This is a genomic window from Novosphingobium sp. BL-52-GroH (assembly GCF_044813085.1).
Classification (GTDB): Bacteria; Pseudomonadota; Alphaproteobacteria; order Sphingomonadales; family Sphingomonadaceae; genus Novosphingobium.
This window is the reverse complement of the sequence record NZ_CP171152.1, coordinates 2019575-2034912: the sequence shown is the minus strand read 5'-3', so window position 1 is coordinate 2034912 and position 15338 is coordinate 2019575. Positions and strand designations below refer to the sequence as shown.

The window sequence follows — 15338 nt, the reverse complement described above, 5'->3', positions numbered from 1 at the left end:
GTCTCCAACCGGAGCGACCTTGAAGGGGCAACCAGCCCCTGGCGGCCCTTCGCCCCGAGCGGTTCGCCATTCGAGCGCCGCGATGGTGCGCTTTATGGGACTACGACCTAAGCATCGGCGCTTTCGCGCGCCACTTCGCGCCAGCCGATGTCGCGGCGGCAGAAGCCGTCGGGGAAATCGAGGGCGTCGACCGCCGCATAGGCCTTCGCCTGCGCATCGGTGACGCTGCCCGCCCGCGCCGTCACTGCCAGGACGCGGCCGCCGCTGGCCACCAGCGTGCCATCGTCGAGCGCGGTGCCGGCGTGGAAGACGCGAGCCCCGTTGGCCTCGGCAGCAGGGATGCCGTCGATCCGGCCGCCCTTGGCCGGAGTACCGGGGTAGCCCTTGGCGGCCATCACCACGGTCAGCGCCACGTCGGCGGAGAAGCGCGGCGGCTCGATCGCGGCAAGGCGGTTCTCGGCGCAGGCGTGGAGCAGTTCGACGAGGTCCGATTCCAGGCGCATCAGCATAACCTGGCACTCGGGATCGCCGAAGCGGCAGTTGTATTCGATCAGCTCGGGGCCCTTGGCGGTGAGCATCAGGCCCAGGAACAGTACGCCGGAATAAGGCATGCCCTCGTTGGCCAGCGTGCGCACGGTGGGTGCGATGATGCGGGTCATAGCCAGCGCTTCCAGCTCGGGGGTGAGCACTTTCGCCGGACTGTAGGCGCCCATGCCGCCGGTGTTGGGGCCGGTGTCGCCATCGCCCACGCGCTTGTGGTCCTGCGCCGAGGCGAAGGGGACGATGGTGGAGCCGTCGGTCAGCGCGAAGAAGCTGGCTTCCTCGCCTTCGAGGAATTCCTCGATCACCGCTTCGGCGCCGGCTTCTCCGAAGCGACCGGCGAAGATGTCGCGCACCGCGTCTTCGGCTTCGGCCATGGTCATCGCCACGGTCACGCCCTTGCCGGCGGCGAGGCCATCGGCCTTGATGACGACCGGCGCGCCGAATTTCGCCAGCGCGGCCATGGCGGCGGCCTCGTCGGTCACGCGCTCGTAGCCGCCGGTGGGAATGCCGGCGCGGGCGCAAAGGTCCTTGGTGAAGCCCTTCGAGCCTTCCAACTGGGCGGCGGCCTTGCTCGGCCCGAATACCGCGAAGCCCTCGGCGCGCAGCGAATCGGCGAGGCCGTCGACCAGCGGTGCTTCGGGCCCGACGACGACGAGGCCGATCACGTTGGCCTCGCAGAAGGCCAGCACGGCGGCATGGTCGGTGGCATCGAGCGGGATGCAGGTCGCGAGTTCGGCGATGCCGGGATTGCCGGGTGCGGCCCACAGGGTATCGCAGCGTGGGGATTGCGCCAGCTTCCACGCCAGCGCATGTTCGCGGCCGCCCGAGCCCAGTAGCAGGATGTTCATTACCCGTGCCTTCCAATCAATTCTTCGACGACGATGATTACGCGGATCGTTCGGGGGGGCTGGTAGCGAAGGAGACCGCCGGGGACAACGCCGCGCCGCTGTCGATCAGCGAGATTTCGAACCTGCTAAAGCGCACCGTCGAGGATCGCTTCGGCTTCGTGCGCCTGCGCGGCGAGCTTTCTGGCGTCAAGCGCGCGGCCTCGGGCCACCTCTACTGCGCCCTCAAGGACGACAAGGCGCTGATCGACGGGGTCATGTGGAAAGGCGGCGCCCAGCGCCTCGCCTTCCGTCCCGAAGACGGTATCGAGGTCATCGCCACCGGCAAGCTGACCACGTATCCCGGCCGCTCGAAGTACCAGGTCGTCATCGAAACGATGGAGATCGCCGGTGAAGGCGCGCTGCTCGCGCTTCTGGAGAAGCTGCGCGCCCGCCTTGCCGCCGAGGGTCTCTTCGCGCCTGAGCGCAAGCGCGCGCTGCCGTTCCTGCCGCAAGTGATCGGCGTCGTCACGTCGCCCACGGGCGCGGTGATTCGCGACATCCTCCACCGCCTGGCCGACCGTTTTCCCAGCCGGGTGCTGGTCTGGCCGGTGCTGGTGCAGGGCGAAGGCTCGGCGCAGCAGGTGGCGAACGCGGTGCGCGGCTTCTCGGCGATCCGGCCCGGCGGCCCGGTGCCGCGCCCCGACCTCGTGATCGTCGCGCGCGGCGGCGGCTCGATCGAGGACCTGTGGAGCTTCAACGAGGAAATCGTCGTGCGTGCGGTCGCCGAATCGTCGATCCCGGTGATCTCCGCCGTGGGGCACGAGACCGACACGACGTTGTGCGACCATGCCGCCGACCGTCGCGCCCCGACGCCCACCGCCGCTGCCGAAATGGCGGTGCCGGTGCGCGCCGAACTGCGCTCGCAGATCGACGAGATGGTCCTGCGCATGCGGCGCAGCGCCTTGCGTCCCGTCACGCTGGGGCGCGAGCGGCTGGAGGCGCGCGTCCAGCGCCTGCCCAAACCCGAGGCCATCCTCGCCGCCAAGGCGCAGAAGCTCGACGAACTGTCCGAACGTTTGCGCCGCGGCCTGCGCGATGAAGCCGCAGCCAAGCGCGAGGCGCTGCACCGCGTCGCCGGCAAGCTCTCGCTGCCGCTGCTGCGCCACCGCGTGCAGTCCTGCAACGAGCGGCTGGCCCGCGCCGGCCTCACCCCGCGCCTGCTCGAGCGGCGCTGGATGCTGGCCCGCGACGGGCTTGCCCCGGTCGCCCGCGTGCTGCCCCAGCTCGACCCGCGCCTGCCGCTCCAGCGCGGCTATGCATTGGTCAAGAACGCCGGCGGCAAGGCCGTCACGAGCCGCGAGGCGGCGGCGGGCGAGACCGGCCTCGTCATCGAGTTCCGCGACGGCGAGCTGGCGGTTTCGCTCGGCGGCGAAGCAGCGGGCGCGACGCCTGCCGCATTGGCCACCCCGCCGGCCCGCAAACCCGCGCGGCCGGTTTCCGCCACCCCGCGACAGGACGATTTGTTCGGATCGTGATGGTCTGCTAAGGATGTTCCATGCTGATGTCCTCCGCAGACCGCCCCGCCAAGCTCGCCTATGGCCCCAACGGCTTTCGTGTCCTAAGCGCGGGTCACTACGTGACTTGCGCCGTGACCGGCGAGAAGATCCCGCTCGAACTGCTGCGCTACTGGAGCGTCGAGCGGCAGGAGCCTTACGCCACCCCCGAAATCGCGACCAAGCGCCTGCTCGGCCAGGCCTGAGCCGGCCGCCGCCTGGTCGGCATGCTCGCCCTTTGTTTCACCCGTCATCCTGAACCTGTTTGAGGGCCCATGTCGCCGTTCACTCTGCCGGGTGATCGGCAAGATCGACCCTGAAACAAGTTCAGGATGACGGTTCCTGTTGCGCGCCAGTCGGACGGTAAGGCTCTCATGCGATTGCTCCCCAAGGCACTAACTCCCGTCCTCGTCCTCGCCATCGGCACTGCCCTTGCGGTTCCGGTGATTATCCGTGCGGCGCAGAACCCGGGCATCGCGCCGGTGGCGCCTGCCGCACCGGTCAAACCCGTGGCGATCCCCTTCACCGGCGAACTGACCCAGGGCGGCTGGATTCGCGGCACTTTGCCCAAGGGCATGCGCTCCCTCTCGCTCGATGGAGTGCCCATCAAGGTCGCGACGGACGGCGGCTGGTTCGCTGCGTTCGATCGCGATGCCGGGCCGCAGGCGCTGCTGCGCACGGTCACCGCCAATGGTTCGATCGGAGAGCAACGCATCGCCGTCGCCCCGCGCGCGTGGCAGATCGAGAACGTCAACATCGCCCGCAGCCCCGGTGGTCCCAGCGAGGCATTCATGGCGCTGCGCCGTCCCGAACTGGCGCGGATCAATGCGGCGCGCACGCTCGTCACCGATGCGCAAGGGTGGCGCCAGCACTTCATCTGGCCCGCGAGAGGCCGCATCTCCGGCCGCTTCGGCTCGCAGCGCGTCTATCGCGGCGAGCCGGGCGCCTACCACTCCGGCCTCGACGTCAGCAGCGGCACGAGCGGTACGCCGTTCGTCGCCCCGGCCGATGGCGTCGTCATCCTCGCGGCGCAAAAGCCGTTCACGCTGGAGGGCAACCTGCTGATGCTCGACCACGGCATGGGGCTCAACAGCGCGTTCCTGCACTGCTCGCAGATCCTCGTGAAGGAGGGCGACCACGTCCGGCAGGGGCAGGTCATCGGCCGCATCGGCATGACCGGCCGGGCCACTGGCCCGCACCTGCACTGGTCGATCAAGTGGAACGAGGCGCGACTCGATCCGCTGCTGTTCACAGGTCCGATGAATTGATTGGGCGGCGCGGCTTGCCAAGCCCGCCAATTCACCTATTCAGCCATGGTGCGCCGCAGCATCGCTCTCCTGATAGTCGCCCCGGCGCTCCTGTGCTCCTCCTGGGTCCACTCGCCCGTGCCGCGCAGGCCCGATGGCGACCACCCCGACCTGACGATCACCCGAGAAGCGCTCCCCGCCCCTGCGGTCATGGCCTCGTTCCTGGGCCCGTTTCGCATGGAAGGGGCATGGCAGTTCAAATCGTCGAACCGGCGGGTATTCGGCTATTCCTCGATCACTGTGCGCGGCGACGGCCGGCCCCTCGCCTTCAACGACGGCGGAGCGGTGCTGTCGTTCGCGTTTCCGGGCCAACCCTGGCGCAGGCCGGTCGCCAAATGGATCAGGTTCCGGGGAGAGCAGAAGGACAAGGCCGGGCACGACGTCGAATCGGTGGCGCACGATCCGAAGACGGGGCGCTACTGGGTGGCTCTCGAAGGCTCCAACCACATCGTGCGGCTGTCGCCGGACCTGGCCGAGACGGGCAGGGTGGCTCCCGCGGCGATGGCCGGCTGGGGCCTAAACACGGGCGCCGAGGCCATGGCGCGCCTGTCGGACGGGCGCTTCGTGGCGATTCGCGAGATACCGTCCTCGCTGTTCGAGACGCGTCTGCACGAGGCGGTGCTGTTTTCCGGCGACCCGATCGAGCATCCCCGGGCACAGCGGTTCCGGTTCGACGCGCCGGACAACTTCTCCGTCGTCGACATGGCGGTGCTGCCGGACGGGCGTGCGCTGATCCTGATGCGGCGCCTGCTTTGGCCCATGCCGATGCGCTTCGCAGGGAAAATCGTCATCGCCGATACCGCGCAGATCAGGCCGGGAGCGACGTGGCATTCGGCCCCGCTCGCCTCGCTGGCCTCGGTGCTGCCGGTCGACAACTTCGAGGCGATCGCAGCCGTGCCGCAGCCGGACGGGCGGATCGTCGTATGGCTGATGTCAGACGACAACGACATGCGTGTCCTGCAGCGCACGCTGCTGTGGAAGCTTTCGGTCGATCCGACGAAGTTACCTCGGCCTGAATGAGATGCGCCTGAAGTCAGACACGAAAAGGCGCGCGAAGCTCTGCCTCGCACGCCGTTTCAAGCGGGTATCCTGACGCGCTCCCTTGTGGGGAGCGGCGCAATCAGGCGGCCTGCTTCTTCTTCAGCTCGCGCTTCACCTTGACGGCGCGCGGCGAGAGCTTCGAGTCCGAAGCCTTCAGCAGCCAGTTGTCGAGGCCGCCGTTGTGCTCGACCGAACGCAGGCCGTTGGTCGAGACGCGGAACTTGAAGCTGCGGTCCAGGCCTTCCGACAGAAGCGTGACGTTCTGGAGGTTGGGCAGGAAGACGCGCTTGGTCTTGTTGTTGGCGTGGCTGACGTTGCAGCCGACCTGGCGGCCCTTGCCAGTCAGTTCGCAAATGCGGGACATGGTCTACTCTCGCTCGAAAAAGATCTGTTGCCGTAGAAACGGGAAGGCGCGCCCTTAGCGAGTCACCCCGGCAAGGTCAAGTTGCACACAGGTTTTTAGGCGGCTAGCGCAAACCCATGACTCGTTGGCCACTTCCCGAATACATGGCTCTAGCCCTGGCGCAAGCCCGCGAAGCCGCCGATTCCGGCGAAGTTCCGATCGGTGCCGTCGTGGTGAAGGACGGCCGCGTCCTCGCTGTCGGCCGCAACGGCCCGCGCGAGCGGCACGACCCGACCAGCCATGCCGAGATCGAGGCGATTCGCGCCGCGGCCAGGATTCTGGGAAACGAACGACTTGAAGGCTGCGAGCTGTGGGTGACGCTGGAGCCCTGCGCGATGTGCGCCGGCGCCATCGCCCACGCACGCATCGCCCGGCTCTACTACGCCGCCTCGGACCCCAAGGGCGGGGCCGTGGAGCACGGCGCGCGGGTGTTCGACCATCCGCAGTGCCTGCACCGGCCCGAGGTCTATTCGGGCATGGGCGAGGCCGAATCGGTGGAACTGCTACGGGGGTTTTTCCGCGAGCGGCGTTGAGGGAGAAGATCGTCGTCCCGGACGAGGATCAGAGCCCCCGCCAGATCTTCAGCGGCGCCGACTCGGCCGGGCCATATTGCCGCGGTGCACAGGGCCCGGGGCGGAAGTCCTTGCCGTAGCAGAGGTGGATTTCGCGCAGCCAGCCGGCCCGGCTCGTCTCGATCCCGATCGATTCGCGTCGCCAGCCGCGATTCGCCGCCACGAATTCCTCGCGCAGGTCTCCCGCCGTCAGGTCCTTGCGGCGCGAGAGACGGTCCGCGTCCGGCCAGTGTATCGACCGCCACAGGATCGCGCTGACGCGGAAATACTTCGCAGGCGTCGCCACCATGCAACTGCCGTGCTTGGCCCATTCGTGCGCCAGCAGGCCGGGCGAGGGCGTCATGCACAGATGCTCGCGCAAGTCCCGTGTCGAGGGCAACGGTTGCGTCGCGCACCACTGCGGCGAAGGTCCGCGCGCCGATTCGGGCCACAGACCGTGCAGCACGAAGCCGAACCGGCCGTTGGCCCTGGCGCATTGCATCGAACGCGTGTCGCCACTGGTCTTGCAGTGATCGGGCGACCAACTCGCGGCGAGCGTGTAGCCTGCGATCGGCGTGCGGCGCGCCGGTCCGTCGGGAGAAACCGGGCGCACGGGCGCAATCGTGCGCGGCACGGTGCATTGATAGGCCTGGGCGAGCGCGGCCCCGGGCAAGGTGGCCAGCAGCGCTGCGATCAGCGCCCCAGCCAGCCTCACAGGCCCAGTCTCATAGGCCCAGTCTCATAGGCCCAGTCTCATAGGGGCGTGAAGTCCAGCCCGATGTCGGCGGCGGGAGCGCTTTGGGTCAGGCGGCCGACCGAGACGTACGTGACGCCGGTGGCGGCGATGGCGCCGATGGTGGCGAGGTTGACGCCGCCCGAGGCCTCGGTCGGCACCCGGCCGGCAACGACCGCCACGGCCTCGCGCAGGGTGTCCGGGCCCATGTTGTCGAGCAGCAGGTGATGCGCGCCGGCCGCGATGGCAGGTTCGATCTGGTCGAGGCGGTCGACCTCGCAGATGATTTGCGAGACCCCCGCCGCCTTGGCCCTCGCCACCGCCTGGCCGACGCCGCCGGCGACGAGGACGTGGTTGTCCTTTATCATCGCCGCGTCCCACAGGCCCATGCGATGGTTTTTGGCACCGCCCTGGCGGGTCGCGTACTTTTCGAGGTGGCGCAGGCCCGGAATGGTCTTGCGCGTGTCCAGTAGCGTAGCATGCCCCGCCATGGCATCGACGTACTGGCGGGTCATCGTCGCGATGCCGGAGAGATGCTGCACGGTGTTGAGGGCGCTGCGCTCGGCGGTCAGCATGGCGCGGGCATTGCCCGTCAACTGCATGAGGTTGGTTCCGGGCGGCACCTGAACGCCTTCTTCGACGAGAACCTCGATCTCCATCGCCGGGTCGAGCTTGCGGAAGAACGCCGCCGCGATCGGCAGGCCGGCGACGGTGATCGCGTCGCGCGAATCCATGACTCCGGAAAAGCGCGCCGCGGCCTCGATCACGCTCTCGGACGTGACGTCGCGGCCGCCGCCTGGAAGGCCTGCACCGAGGTCCTCGGCCAGCGTTGCATCGACGAAGGCGGCGAGGTCGAAACCGTAGATCGAAAACGAAGTCATGCCCGCGTCTTTTGCGCGTTCACATCGCGTTGTCGACCCTTCATGCCCTGCCCGGGGAATCGGAATTAATGCACGAACCGCGCGATCACGTCGCGGTACGAGCGGCTGACTTTCACCTGCGCGCCGGAATCGAGCACCAGGAAGCACTCGCCGTTGGTATGCGGCTTCACCTGACGGACCTGGTTGAGGTTGACGATCGTCGAGCGGTGCACGCGCTGGAACACGCGCGGGTCGAGTCGGCGTTCCAGGTCCTTCATCGTCTCTCGCAGGATCAGCGAGTTGTCGGCGGTGCGGATGCACATGTAGTCGCCCGCGGCCTCGATGTGCTCGATCGAATCGACGTCGATGCGGAAGATCTGGCCGCGATCCTTGATGTTGATGAGCTTTTCGTAGCGATCCGCGTTGGGGTCGCTTTCCTCGGGCATGTGGTCGACCGCATCGGGGGCGACTTCGGCGAGGACGGTCTTGAGCTTTTCCGCTTCCTCGGACGAGCGCTTTTCCGACAGCCGCTGGCGTACGCGGGCGAGGGTGTCGTCCAGCTTGCTCTCGTCGACGGGCTTCATCAGGTAGTTCACCGCGTTGGCCTCGAAGGCGCGCACGGCGTGTTCCTGGTAGGCGGTGACGAAGACGAACAGCGGCGGCTCGATTTCCATCACGCCCTTGACCACCGAGAAGCCGTCGAAGCCGGGCATCTGGATGTCGAGGAAGACGAGGTCGGGCTTTTCCGTCTTGATCTTGCGGATCGCCTCGCGCCCGTTGGCGCAAGTGTCGATGATCTCGACATCGGGATATTTTTCGAGCCGAAGCTGCAGGCCCTGGATGGCGAGTTTCTCGTCGTCGACAAGGATCGTGCGGATGGTCATTAGTTGTTTTCTCCGGACCGGCTAACGCGCGCGGCCCAAAAAGGTTTCATCGCGCCGCCTGAACGGGCTGGCGCATGGGCTCGGAAATGTCTTCGGTGGCTTCGCGGCGCTCGACGGGGAGTTCGATGACGACGGCAAAACCGCCCTCGAGCGGCTCCACCGTCTCGAAGCGATGCTGATCGCCGTAGGCCTGCGACAGGCGGTCGCGGATGTTGGCCAATCCAACGCCGGTCGATACCGGCTCCCCTCCATCGTAGGTCATGCCCGACAACCTGTTGTCGGTGGTGGGGCTTTGCAAGCCCGGGCCGGTGTCCGAGACGGTGATGCGAAGCATGGGGCCGACGAGTTGCGAGGCGACGGTGATCTCGGCCCCCGCTTCCTGCTGGCTGACCGCATATTTGATCGCGTTCTCGACCAGCGGCTGGAGCAGCAGCGAGGGCAGCAGCGCGCTTTCGGTTGCGGGATCGATGTCGAACGTGGTGCGCAGGCGTTCCTCGAAGCGCATGCGCTCGATGTCGAGGTAGAGTTGCAGAGTCTCCACTTCCTGCGCCACGGTGACGCGGGCGGAGGGCTTGTTGACCAGCGTGTAGCGCAGGAACGAGGAGAGGCGGCTGAGCATGGCGTTGGCCGGCTCGGTCTGCTTGAGCAGCACCAGGGTGGAGATCGAGTTCAGGGTGTTGAACAGGAAGTGCGGGTTGAGCTGGTAGCGCAGCATCGCCAACTGGGCGCTGGTGGCCTGGTTCTCCAGCCGGATCATCTGGTCGTTCTGTTCTTCCACCTGGAGGTAGAAGTTGACCATGAAGTAGAGCGCCGTCCATGCGCCCAGTAGCGTCGCGTCGAGGTAGAACACCCCGACGAACAGCTGGGCGAAGCTGGTGTCGGCATCGATGCGCCACAGCGAGATCACCCAGGCGTCGATGAAGGCATGCAGGCCCACTGCCAGCGGCAGGGCCAGCAGCGTGATGCCCCAGGTCACCAGCGCGCGCTGCCGGATGAGAGTGCGGTAGACGACCGACAGCACCAGCGAGATCGAGAACCCCGTGATCGTGGCGATCAGCGGCTGCACCAGCGAGATGAGCGGCAGGTTGTTGGCCAGCAGCGACATCGAGCGCAGCACGAGGGCGCCGACCCAGCCCACCAATTGGAGGCGCCAGAAGGCTTTGTCCTTGTCGGCAAAGAAGGGGATCGGCTGAATGGGCAGAACGCTCATGCCAGGGAGCCTAGCCGAACTTGGGCCCGTTGCAAAACGCGAGAGGCCCGGATTTCCTCCGTCATCCCGGACTTGATCCGGGACCGGGGTGCACTTTTCAGGCGATCGCTCGCGATGGCCCACCGCGGCGTGGAGTCCTGCCGTAGTCGCGCGGGGCTTTGGCCGCCGTGCCGGGTCGAGTCCGGGACCGCGATATCACTTGCCCCGCGCGGCGGTTACGGCCTCGGAAAGCTGGTCGATGCCGACGGCGCCGGCGATCAGGCGCTCGCCGGCGATCCAGCTCGGCGTGCCGGAGAAGCCGAGGCGCTGGGCGATCTCGAGGTTGCGGGCCAGTTCCGCCTCCACCGTCGGGCTGGCGGCGATGCGGCGGGCGCGATCCATGTCGAGGCCGATCTTCTGCGCGACGGCCTCGATGGTGGGCTTGTCGACCTGGCCGGCGGCGAACATGGCGTCGTGGAATTGCGGGTACTTGCCCTGTTCGGCGGCGGCGAGCGCCATCTTGGCGGCCTCGGGGCTGTGCGGGCTGATGATCGGCAGTTCGCGGATGACGATGCGCAAGTCGGGGTTCTTGGCGATCAGCCCGGCAACGTCGCCCAGGCTCTGGCGGCAGTAGCCGCAGGCGAAGTCGGTGAATTCGACCAGCGTGACCTTGCCGGCGGGATTGCCCAGCACGGCACCGGGGAACGGCGTCTCGACGTTCTGGCGCACGCCGGCAAGGGCTTGCGAGGCCTGGCGCTTCTGCAGGTTCTCCATCGCCTGGGGTAGGATCTCGGGGTGGTCGAGGATGTAGTCGTGGACGACGTGCTCGACCGCGACGCGCCCGCCGTACCAGCCTCCCGCGGCCACCAGCACGAGGGCTCCGGCGATCATTGCGAACTTCGTGGCGTTGCCCATGGTCTTGAAAGTTACCTGTGTTGCTGGTGCGCGAAAGTATTCTGAAACCGGGGCCGTCGTTGCGACCCCGGCGAAGGCCGTGGGGAAGCCATCCAGGGACGTTCCTGCATATCCCTAGCGGGGCTTCTTGCCGCGCTCCAGTTCGGCGCGTGCCTGCATCTCGATGTCCTGCGCGCGCAGCCAGTCCGGCGTGCCGGACGGAAGCCCGGCTTCGGCCGCCTGGGCGCTGCGCAGGGCCTCGTCCATGTTGCCCGAGAGCACCTGCTGCTCGGCGCTGGCGAGGTAGGCGCGGGGCATGTCGCCGTTGGCGGCGTAGATGACGCCAAGCTGATACCAGGCGAAGGGGTTCTCGCGATCGCGCGCGACGGCGGTCTTGAGCACGCCCTGTGCCTCCTTGAAGTTGGCCGGGTCTTCGGTCGCGATCAGGGCGTGGCCGAACAGGGTGGCGATCAGCGGGGCGTTTCCGGACAGTTCGGTCGCCTTGCGCAGCGGTCCCATCGCCTCGGCCGCCTTGCCCGCTTCGAGCAGGATCTGGCCGTCGAGTTCCAGGAAATAAGGGTCGTTCGGGTCCGAGGCGATCAGGGCTTCGGTCTCTGCGCGGGCCTCGTCGAACTTGGACTCGCGGTGATAGGCATAGGCGCGGGCGTAGCGGGCCGGCACCGAATTGTCGGTGACGGGATAGCGGCGCATGACCTCGCGCGGGGTGGCGAGGTAGCCGAACAGCTTGGCCTTGGCGCGCACGAAGCGCTTCTGGAGGGCTGCGTCGTCCGGCCTGGTCCAGGCCGGGTCCTTTTCGTAGGTGTCCTGCAGGGTTGCGATGCGGTCGCTGGTGAGGGGGTGGCTGGAATAGAATTCGTCGCCGTCCTTGGGGCGGTAGCCATAGCGGAATTCCAGGTTCTGCAACTTCTTGAAGAACTCCACCGAGCCGCGCCCGCTGATCCCGGCAGCGGAGAGATACTGCGCGCCCGCCGCGTCGGCCGAGGCTTCCTGCGAGCGGTTATAGGCAAGGTACTTGCCCATCGCTGCCGACTGGCCCGCCATGATGACGCCCATCGCCGCCTCGCCGCCACCGGCCGCCGCGGCCGCCGCACCCAGCAGCAGCGAGAGCAGCGAGATGTTGGTCGCGCTCTTGCCGCCCAGGTTCAGCACGGCATGGCCGCCGGTGACGTGGCCCAGTTCGTGGGCGATCACGCCCTGCACTTCGGCGGCGGTGTCGGCCTCGTCGATGAGGCCGGAATTGACGTAGACCGCCTGGCCGCCGGCGACGAAAGCGTTCACCGATCCGTCGTTGACCAGCACGATGTCGACGTTGTTCACGCCCAGTCCCGAGGCCTTGACGATCGGCGCGGCCATGTCGTGAAGCAGCGCCTCGGTCTCGGCGTCGCGCAGGATCGACTGTGCGCTCGCGGGAGCGGCCGACAGGCCGAACAGCGCGAGGACGGTGAGGAACAGTGCGGGACTTCGCAGCTTCGGCATCGTTCCTCTTGGGGACCGCACGGGCTTAACCGGCGATGAAGCCGGGGGAAGGAGCACGTCTAGAGCGGGATCGCGTAAGGTTGAACCACTTTCGTCATGGCACGCGTCGGCGGCGAGTTACGGCGAGGCTGAACCTGCCGTCGTCTCGGCGACCGGAACAAGATCGGGCAGGCGCAACGCCCGCGCCTTCACGGGGGCGGCGTCAGCCCAGCAGGTGCCTTGCGGCGCGCTGGAGCAAGGCCTCGTCGCCGCTCACTTCACCCACCAGCACCACTTCGCCCCCTTCCAGCCGGCGGGCGACGAGCACGGTGAATTCCTCGCCGTCGCGGGCGAGGGCGGCCATCGGCCGGGCTTCGATCGCGCGCAGGCCGCGCACCAGCTTCTCGCGGTTTCCGAGCGGAGCCGCGGTTTTGCCGCCGTCCTCGCGGCGCAGGCGGCGCTCCTCGCGAACCAGGGCCTTGAGGCCGCCAGGGGTGGCGCCGAGATGGTCGGCGAGCATGCCCCGGCCCATGCCGAGGCGCTGGCCGTGGGCGATCGCGGTGGTGAACTCGGCAAGGCGGGTCTTGTCGTAGTCGGCGCCGAAGACGAGCTTGACCAGCGGCATCAGCGGCGCGCGCTCCTGTACCTTGAGGCCGGCGTCCTCGACCAGCTCGGCGAAGTCCTCGGGCGCCTCGATGGCGGCGAGCGCGAAGTCGTAGGCGCGCCCGATCGCGTCGTAGAGCGCCTGGTGCGAGCGTTCCTCGCTGCCCCGCGCCAGCAGGGCCAGTTCGCGGGCCGAGGCGAGCCAGTCGGCCAGGCCCATCTCCTCGTGGGTGAAGGATGTGGGCTCGGCATCCATGGCGAAGCCGGGGCGCGGCAGTTCGATAGGGGCATAGGCGCCCGGCACGGGCAGGCCGAGGTCGACGGGCCCGTCGGCCCATTCGGTCAGCGGTTCGGGTCCGCGCAGCATGGCGGGGCGGGCGTCCCTGGACCTGGTGCGCACCGGCGGGTCGCTGTCGACCGTATCGGCGCGTTCCTTCCAGTTGATGACGCCGTAGATGAAGTCGATCCGCGCGCCATCCCGCGAGAACGGCAGCAGGATGCCGCGATAGAGGATCGTCACGCCGGCATGGTTGACGAACTCCGCCTCGAACCCGATCGGCGCCTCGTTGGCGAGGATCTGCATGTAATGGTCGGTGATGCGCGAAAGCAGCGAGCGGCTCGGCACGTCCTGGATGTGGCGCAAGGGTCCGTCGGCGCCGCATTCCTGCGCCAGCAAGGCGCCGAGGTAGGCAATGGCGGGATTCTCTATGCCGCCACCCGCTTCCGTGATCTTGGTGTCCGTGACGTCGCCCTGCGTGAAGTCGAGCAGGACGCTGCGAGGGCCGAAGTCGGGCAGGGTCTCGGGGCGCAGGTCGGCGATGTCGGGAAAAGTGCGCGTGCCGAGCAGGCTGGCCCAGAAATTGTAGGCCCGCACCTGCATGCGCCGCTCGTCGTTGCCGACTACCGGTGCGCGCGAGCCGGTGTCCAGGTCGCCCGGGTCCGTATCGAGCCCGTCGTGACCGGAAAGCTGACCGCCCAAAGTATCCATTTCGATTCCCGAGTCACCCCTGTTGGACGCCCATTCTGGCGCAACAGCGTGAAATAAGGCTTAAGTTGCGCCACGTAGGCTGCCGCGGAGGGGAGCGGATCGGTGCCGCATCGAGAAAAACCCCGCAACGACGTTGGCCAAACGGCTTTTCACGCCTGTTTGAGCACGCCCTCGCCCAGTTTCGGCAGCGGCGCGACGATGCGCAGGAGCACGAACGAGACGATCAGGAAGATCGACCCGGCGTGCAGGGCGAACGGCAGGCTCTTCCAGTCGGCCAGCGCGCCCCAGGCCCACGATCCCAGCGCCATGCCGCCGAACGTCACGGCCTGGTAGATCGACAGGCAGCGACCCAGGATCGCTTCGGGCGAGCGCAGTTGCACGGCGGTGTTGATGGTCGTGAGGATCATCACCCAGGCCATGCCGGCCACGAAGGCGGCGGGCAGGGCGTAGAGGATGTCGTGGACTTCGGCGATCAGCGAAAGCGCGAAGACGAACATTCCCGCGCCGATCGCCAGGATTCCCTCAAGCCCGAACTTGCGGCGCAGCGAGCCGGTGAACGGCGCGGCGACGATCGAGCCGATCCCGAACAGGCCCAGCATCAGTCCGAAGTCCAGCTCGCTGCCGTTGACGTTGGCGCTGACGACGGCGGGTAGCAGGGCCTGGTAGGCCGCCAGGCTGAAGCCCAGCGCGAAGCCGCGGATCAACAGACGGCGCAGCGGGCCGTTGGCGGCGCAGAAGCGAATACCCACGGCCACCGCGGGCAGGATCGGGCGACGGTCGACGGGTCGCGCCTCGGGCTTCCACCAGAGCAGCACGCCGATGAGGCCGACATAGCTGATCGCGTTGATCGCGAAGGCGAAGGAGACGTCCCAGATCGAGATCAGCATCCCGCCCAACGCCGGGCCGATCGAGCGGGCGATGTTGAACGAGATCGAGTTGAGCGCGATCGCCTGCGGGATTTCGCGCGGCTCCACCTGCTGGCGCACCGAGGCCTGCCAGGCGGGCGAGTTGAGCGCGGTGCCGATACCCACGCTCAGCGTGAAGGCGAGCAGCAGCGCCGGCGTCAACAGGTGCGCATAGGCAAGCCCGGCCAGTGTCGCGGAGACGACGAGCATGCCGACCTGGGCCACGAGCATGACGATTCGCCGATCGTAGTTGTCGGCGATGGCGCCTGCGAAGACGCCGAACAGCATGATCGGCACCGTCGCCGAGGCCTGGACCAGCGCGACGAGCTGGTGCGAGGGTGTCAGCTCGGTCATCAGCCAGGCCGCGCCCACGCCCTGCAGCGTACCGCCCAGGTTCGAGAACAGGTTGGCGATCCAAATCGCGCGGAACACGGGGTAGCGGAACGGCGAGAACGCACCGGTCCGCGGCGGCGGGACCAGTCCGCTCGTCGTCGCTTCCACCGCCTTTTCGACGGCGTGCTCCATCACATCCTCGTGCCCAGCCACGTCATCGGCGTAAGACGGCCGGGGGCCGGGGGCAA

15 protein-coding genes are annotated in these 15338 nt (G+C 67.8%); 5 read left to right on the top strand and 10 right to left on the bottom strand.

Annotated features, from left to right (window positions below):
* Nucleotides 1-107 precede the first annotated feature (107 nt).
* A complete protein-coding gene (gene purD, locus ACFFDA_RS22390) occupies nt 108-1391 on the bottom strand; it encodes a phosphoribosylamine--glycine ligase (RefSeq protein ID WP_404479486.1) in 1284 nt (427 codons plus the stop codon).
* A 5-nt stretch (nt 1392-1396) separates the two neighbouring features.
* Here purD and xseA point away from each other — a divergent pair, with 5 nt between their 5' ends.
* The 4 genes from xseA (at nt 1397) to ACFFDA_RS22370 (ending at nt 5250) form a co-directional block, all read left to right on the top strand.
* Nucleotides 1397-2905, top strand: a complete 1509-nt coding sequence (xseA, locus tag ACFFDA_RS22385; protein ID WP_404479485.1) for an exodeoxyribonuclease VII large subunit — start codon at nt 1397-1399, stop codon at nt 2903-2905.
* Nucleotides 2906-2925: 20 nt separating this feature from the next.
* A complete protein-coding gene (locus tag ACFFDA_RS22380) occupies nt 2926-3129 on the top strand; it encodes a DUF2093 domain-containing protein (protein ID WP_404479484.1) in 204 nt (67 codons plus the stop codon).
* 168 nt (nt 3130-3297) lie between these two features.
* Nucleotides 3298-4191, top strand: coding sequence for a M23 family metallopeptidase (locus ACFFDA_RS22375; protein WP_404482837.1), 894 nt, complete (start codon nt 3298-3300; stop codon nt 4189-4191).
* A 45-nt stretch (nt 4192-4236) separates the two neighbouring features.
* Complete coding sequence (locus ACFFDA_RS22370; RefSeq protein ID WP_404479483.1) at nt 4237-5250, top strand: esterase-like activity of phytase family protein; 1014 nt, start codon at nt 4237-4239, stop codon at nt 5248-5250.
* Nucleotides 5251-5350: 100 nt separating this feature from the next.
* On the opposite strand, the gene rpmB is transcribed toward ACFFDA_RS22370, so the two are convergent.
* Entirely contained in the window at nt 5351-5635 is a 285-nt protein-coding gene (rpmB, locus tag ACFFDA_RS22365; protein ID WP_404479482.1) for a 50S ribosomal protein L28, read from the bottom strand.
* Nucleotides 5636-5751: 116 nt separating this feature from the next.
* Between rpmB and ACFFDA_RS22360 the strand changes: the two genes are divergently transcribed.
* Nucleotides 5752-6207 (top strand): nucleoside deaminase, encoded by a 456-nt coding sequence (locus ACFFDA_RS22360; protein ID WP_404479481.1) that lies wholly within the window; start codon nt 5752-5754, stop codon nt 6205-6207.
* A gap of 28 nt (nt 6208-6235) precedes the next feature.
* Here the strand turns inward: ACFFDA_RS22360 and ACFFDA_RS22355 are convergent, their stop codons facing one another.
* The 8 genes from ACFFDA_RS22355 to ACFFDA_RS22320 form a co-directional block, all read right to left on the bottom strand.
* A complete protein-coding gene (locus ACFFDA_RS22355; protein WP_404479480.1) occupies nt 6236-6940 on the bottom strand; it encodes a ribonuclease T in 705 nt (234 codons plus the stop codon).
* Nucleotides 6941-6978: 38 nt separating this feature from the next.
* Nucleotides 6979-7839: a carboxylating nicotinate-nucleotide diphosphorylase gene (gene nadC / locus ACFFDA_RS22350; protein WP_404479479.1), complete on the bottom strand. Its 861-nt coding sequence runs from the start codon at nt 7837-7839 to the stop codon at nt 6979-6981.
* 65 nt (nt 7840-7904) lie between these two features.
* Nucleotides 7905-8702, bottom strand: a complete 798-nt coding sequence (locus ACFFDA_RS22345) for a LytR/AlgR family response regulator transcription factor (protein ID WP_404479478.1) — start codon at nt 8700-8702, stop codon at nt 7905-7907.
* A 46-nt stretch (nt 8703-8748) separates the two neighbouring features.
* Nucleotides 8749-9912, bottom strand: coding sequence for a sensor histidine kinase (locus tag ACFFDA_RS22340; protein WP_404479477.1), 1164 nt, complete (start codon nt 9910-9912; stop codon nt 8749-8751).
* 195 nt (nt 9913-10107) lie between these two features.
* Entirely contained in the window at nt 10108-10806 is a 699-nt protein-coding gene (locus ACFFDA_RS22335; RefSeq protein ID WP_404479476.1) for a DsbA family protein, read from the bottom strand.
* Between the two features lie 114 nt (nt 10807-10920).
* Nucleotides 10921-12282: a M48 family metalloprotease gene (locus ACFFDA_RS22330; RefSeq protein WP_404479475.1), complete on the bottom strand. Its 1362-nt coding sequence runs from the start codon at nt 12280-12282 to the stop codon at nt 10921-10923.
* Nucleotides 12283-12484: 202 nt separating this feature from the next.
* Nucleotides 12485-13852, bottom strand: coding sequence for a hypothetical protein (locus ACFFDA_RS22325; RefSeq protein WP_404479474.1), 1368 nt, complete (start codon nt 13850-13852; stop codon nt 12485-12487).
* Between the two features lie 149 nt (nt 13853-14001).
* Nucleotides 14002-15282, bottom strand: a complete 1281-nt coding sequence (locus ACFFDA_RS22320; RefSeq protein ID WP_404479473.1) for an MFS transporter — start codon at nt 15280-15282, stop codon at nt 14002-14004.
* Nucleotides 15283-15338: the final 56 nt, after the last annotated feature.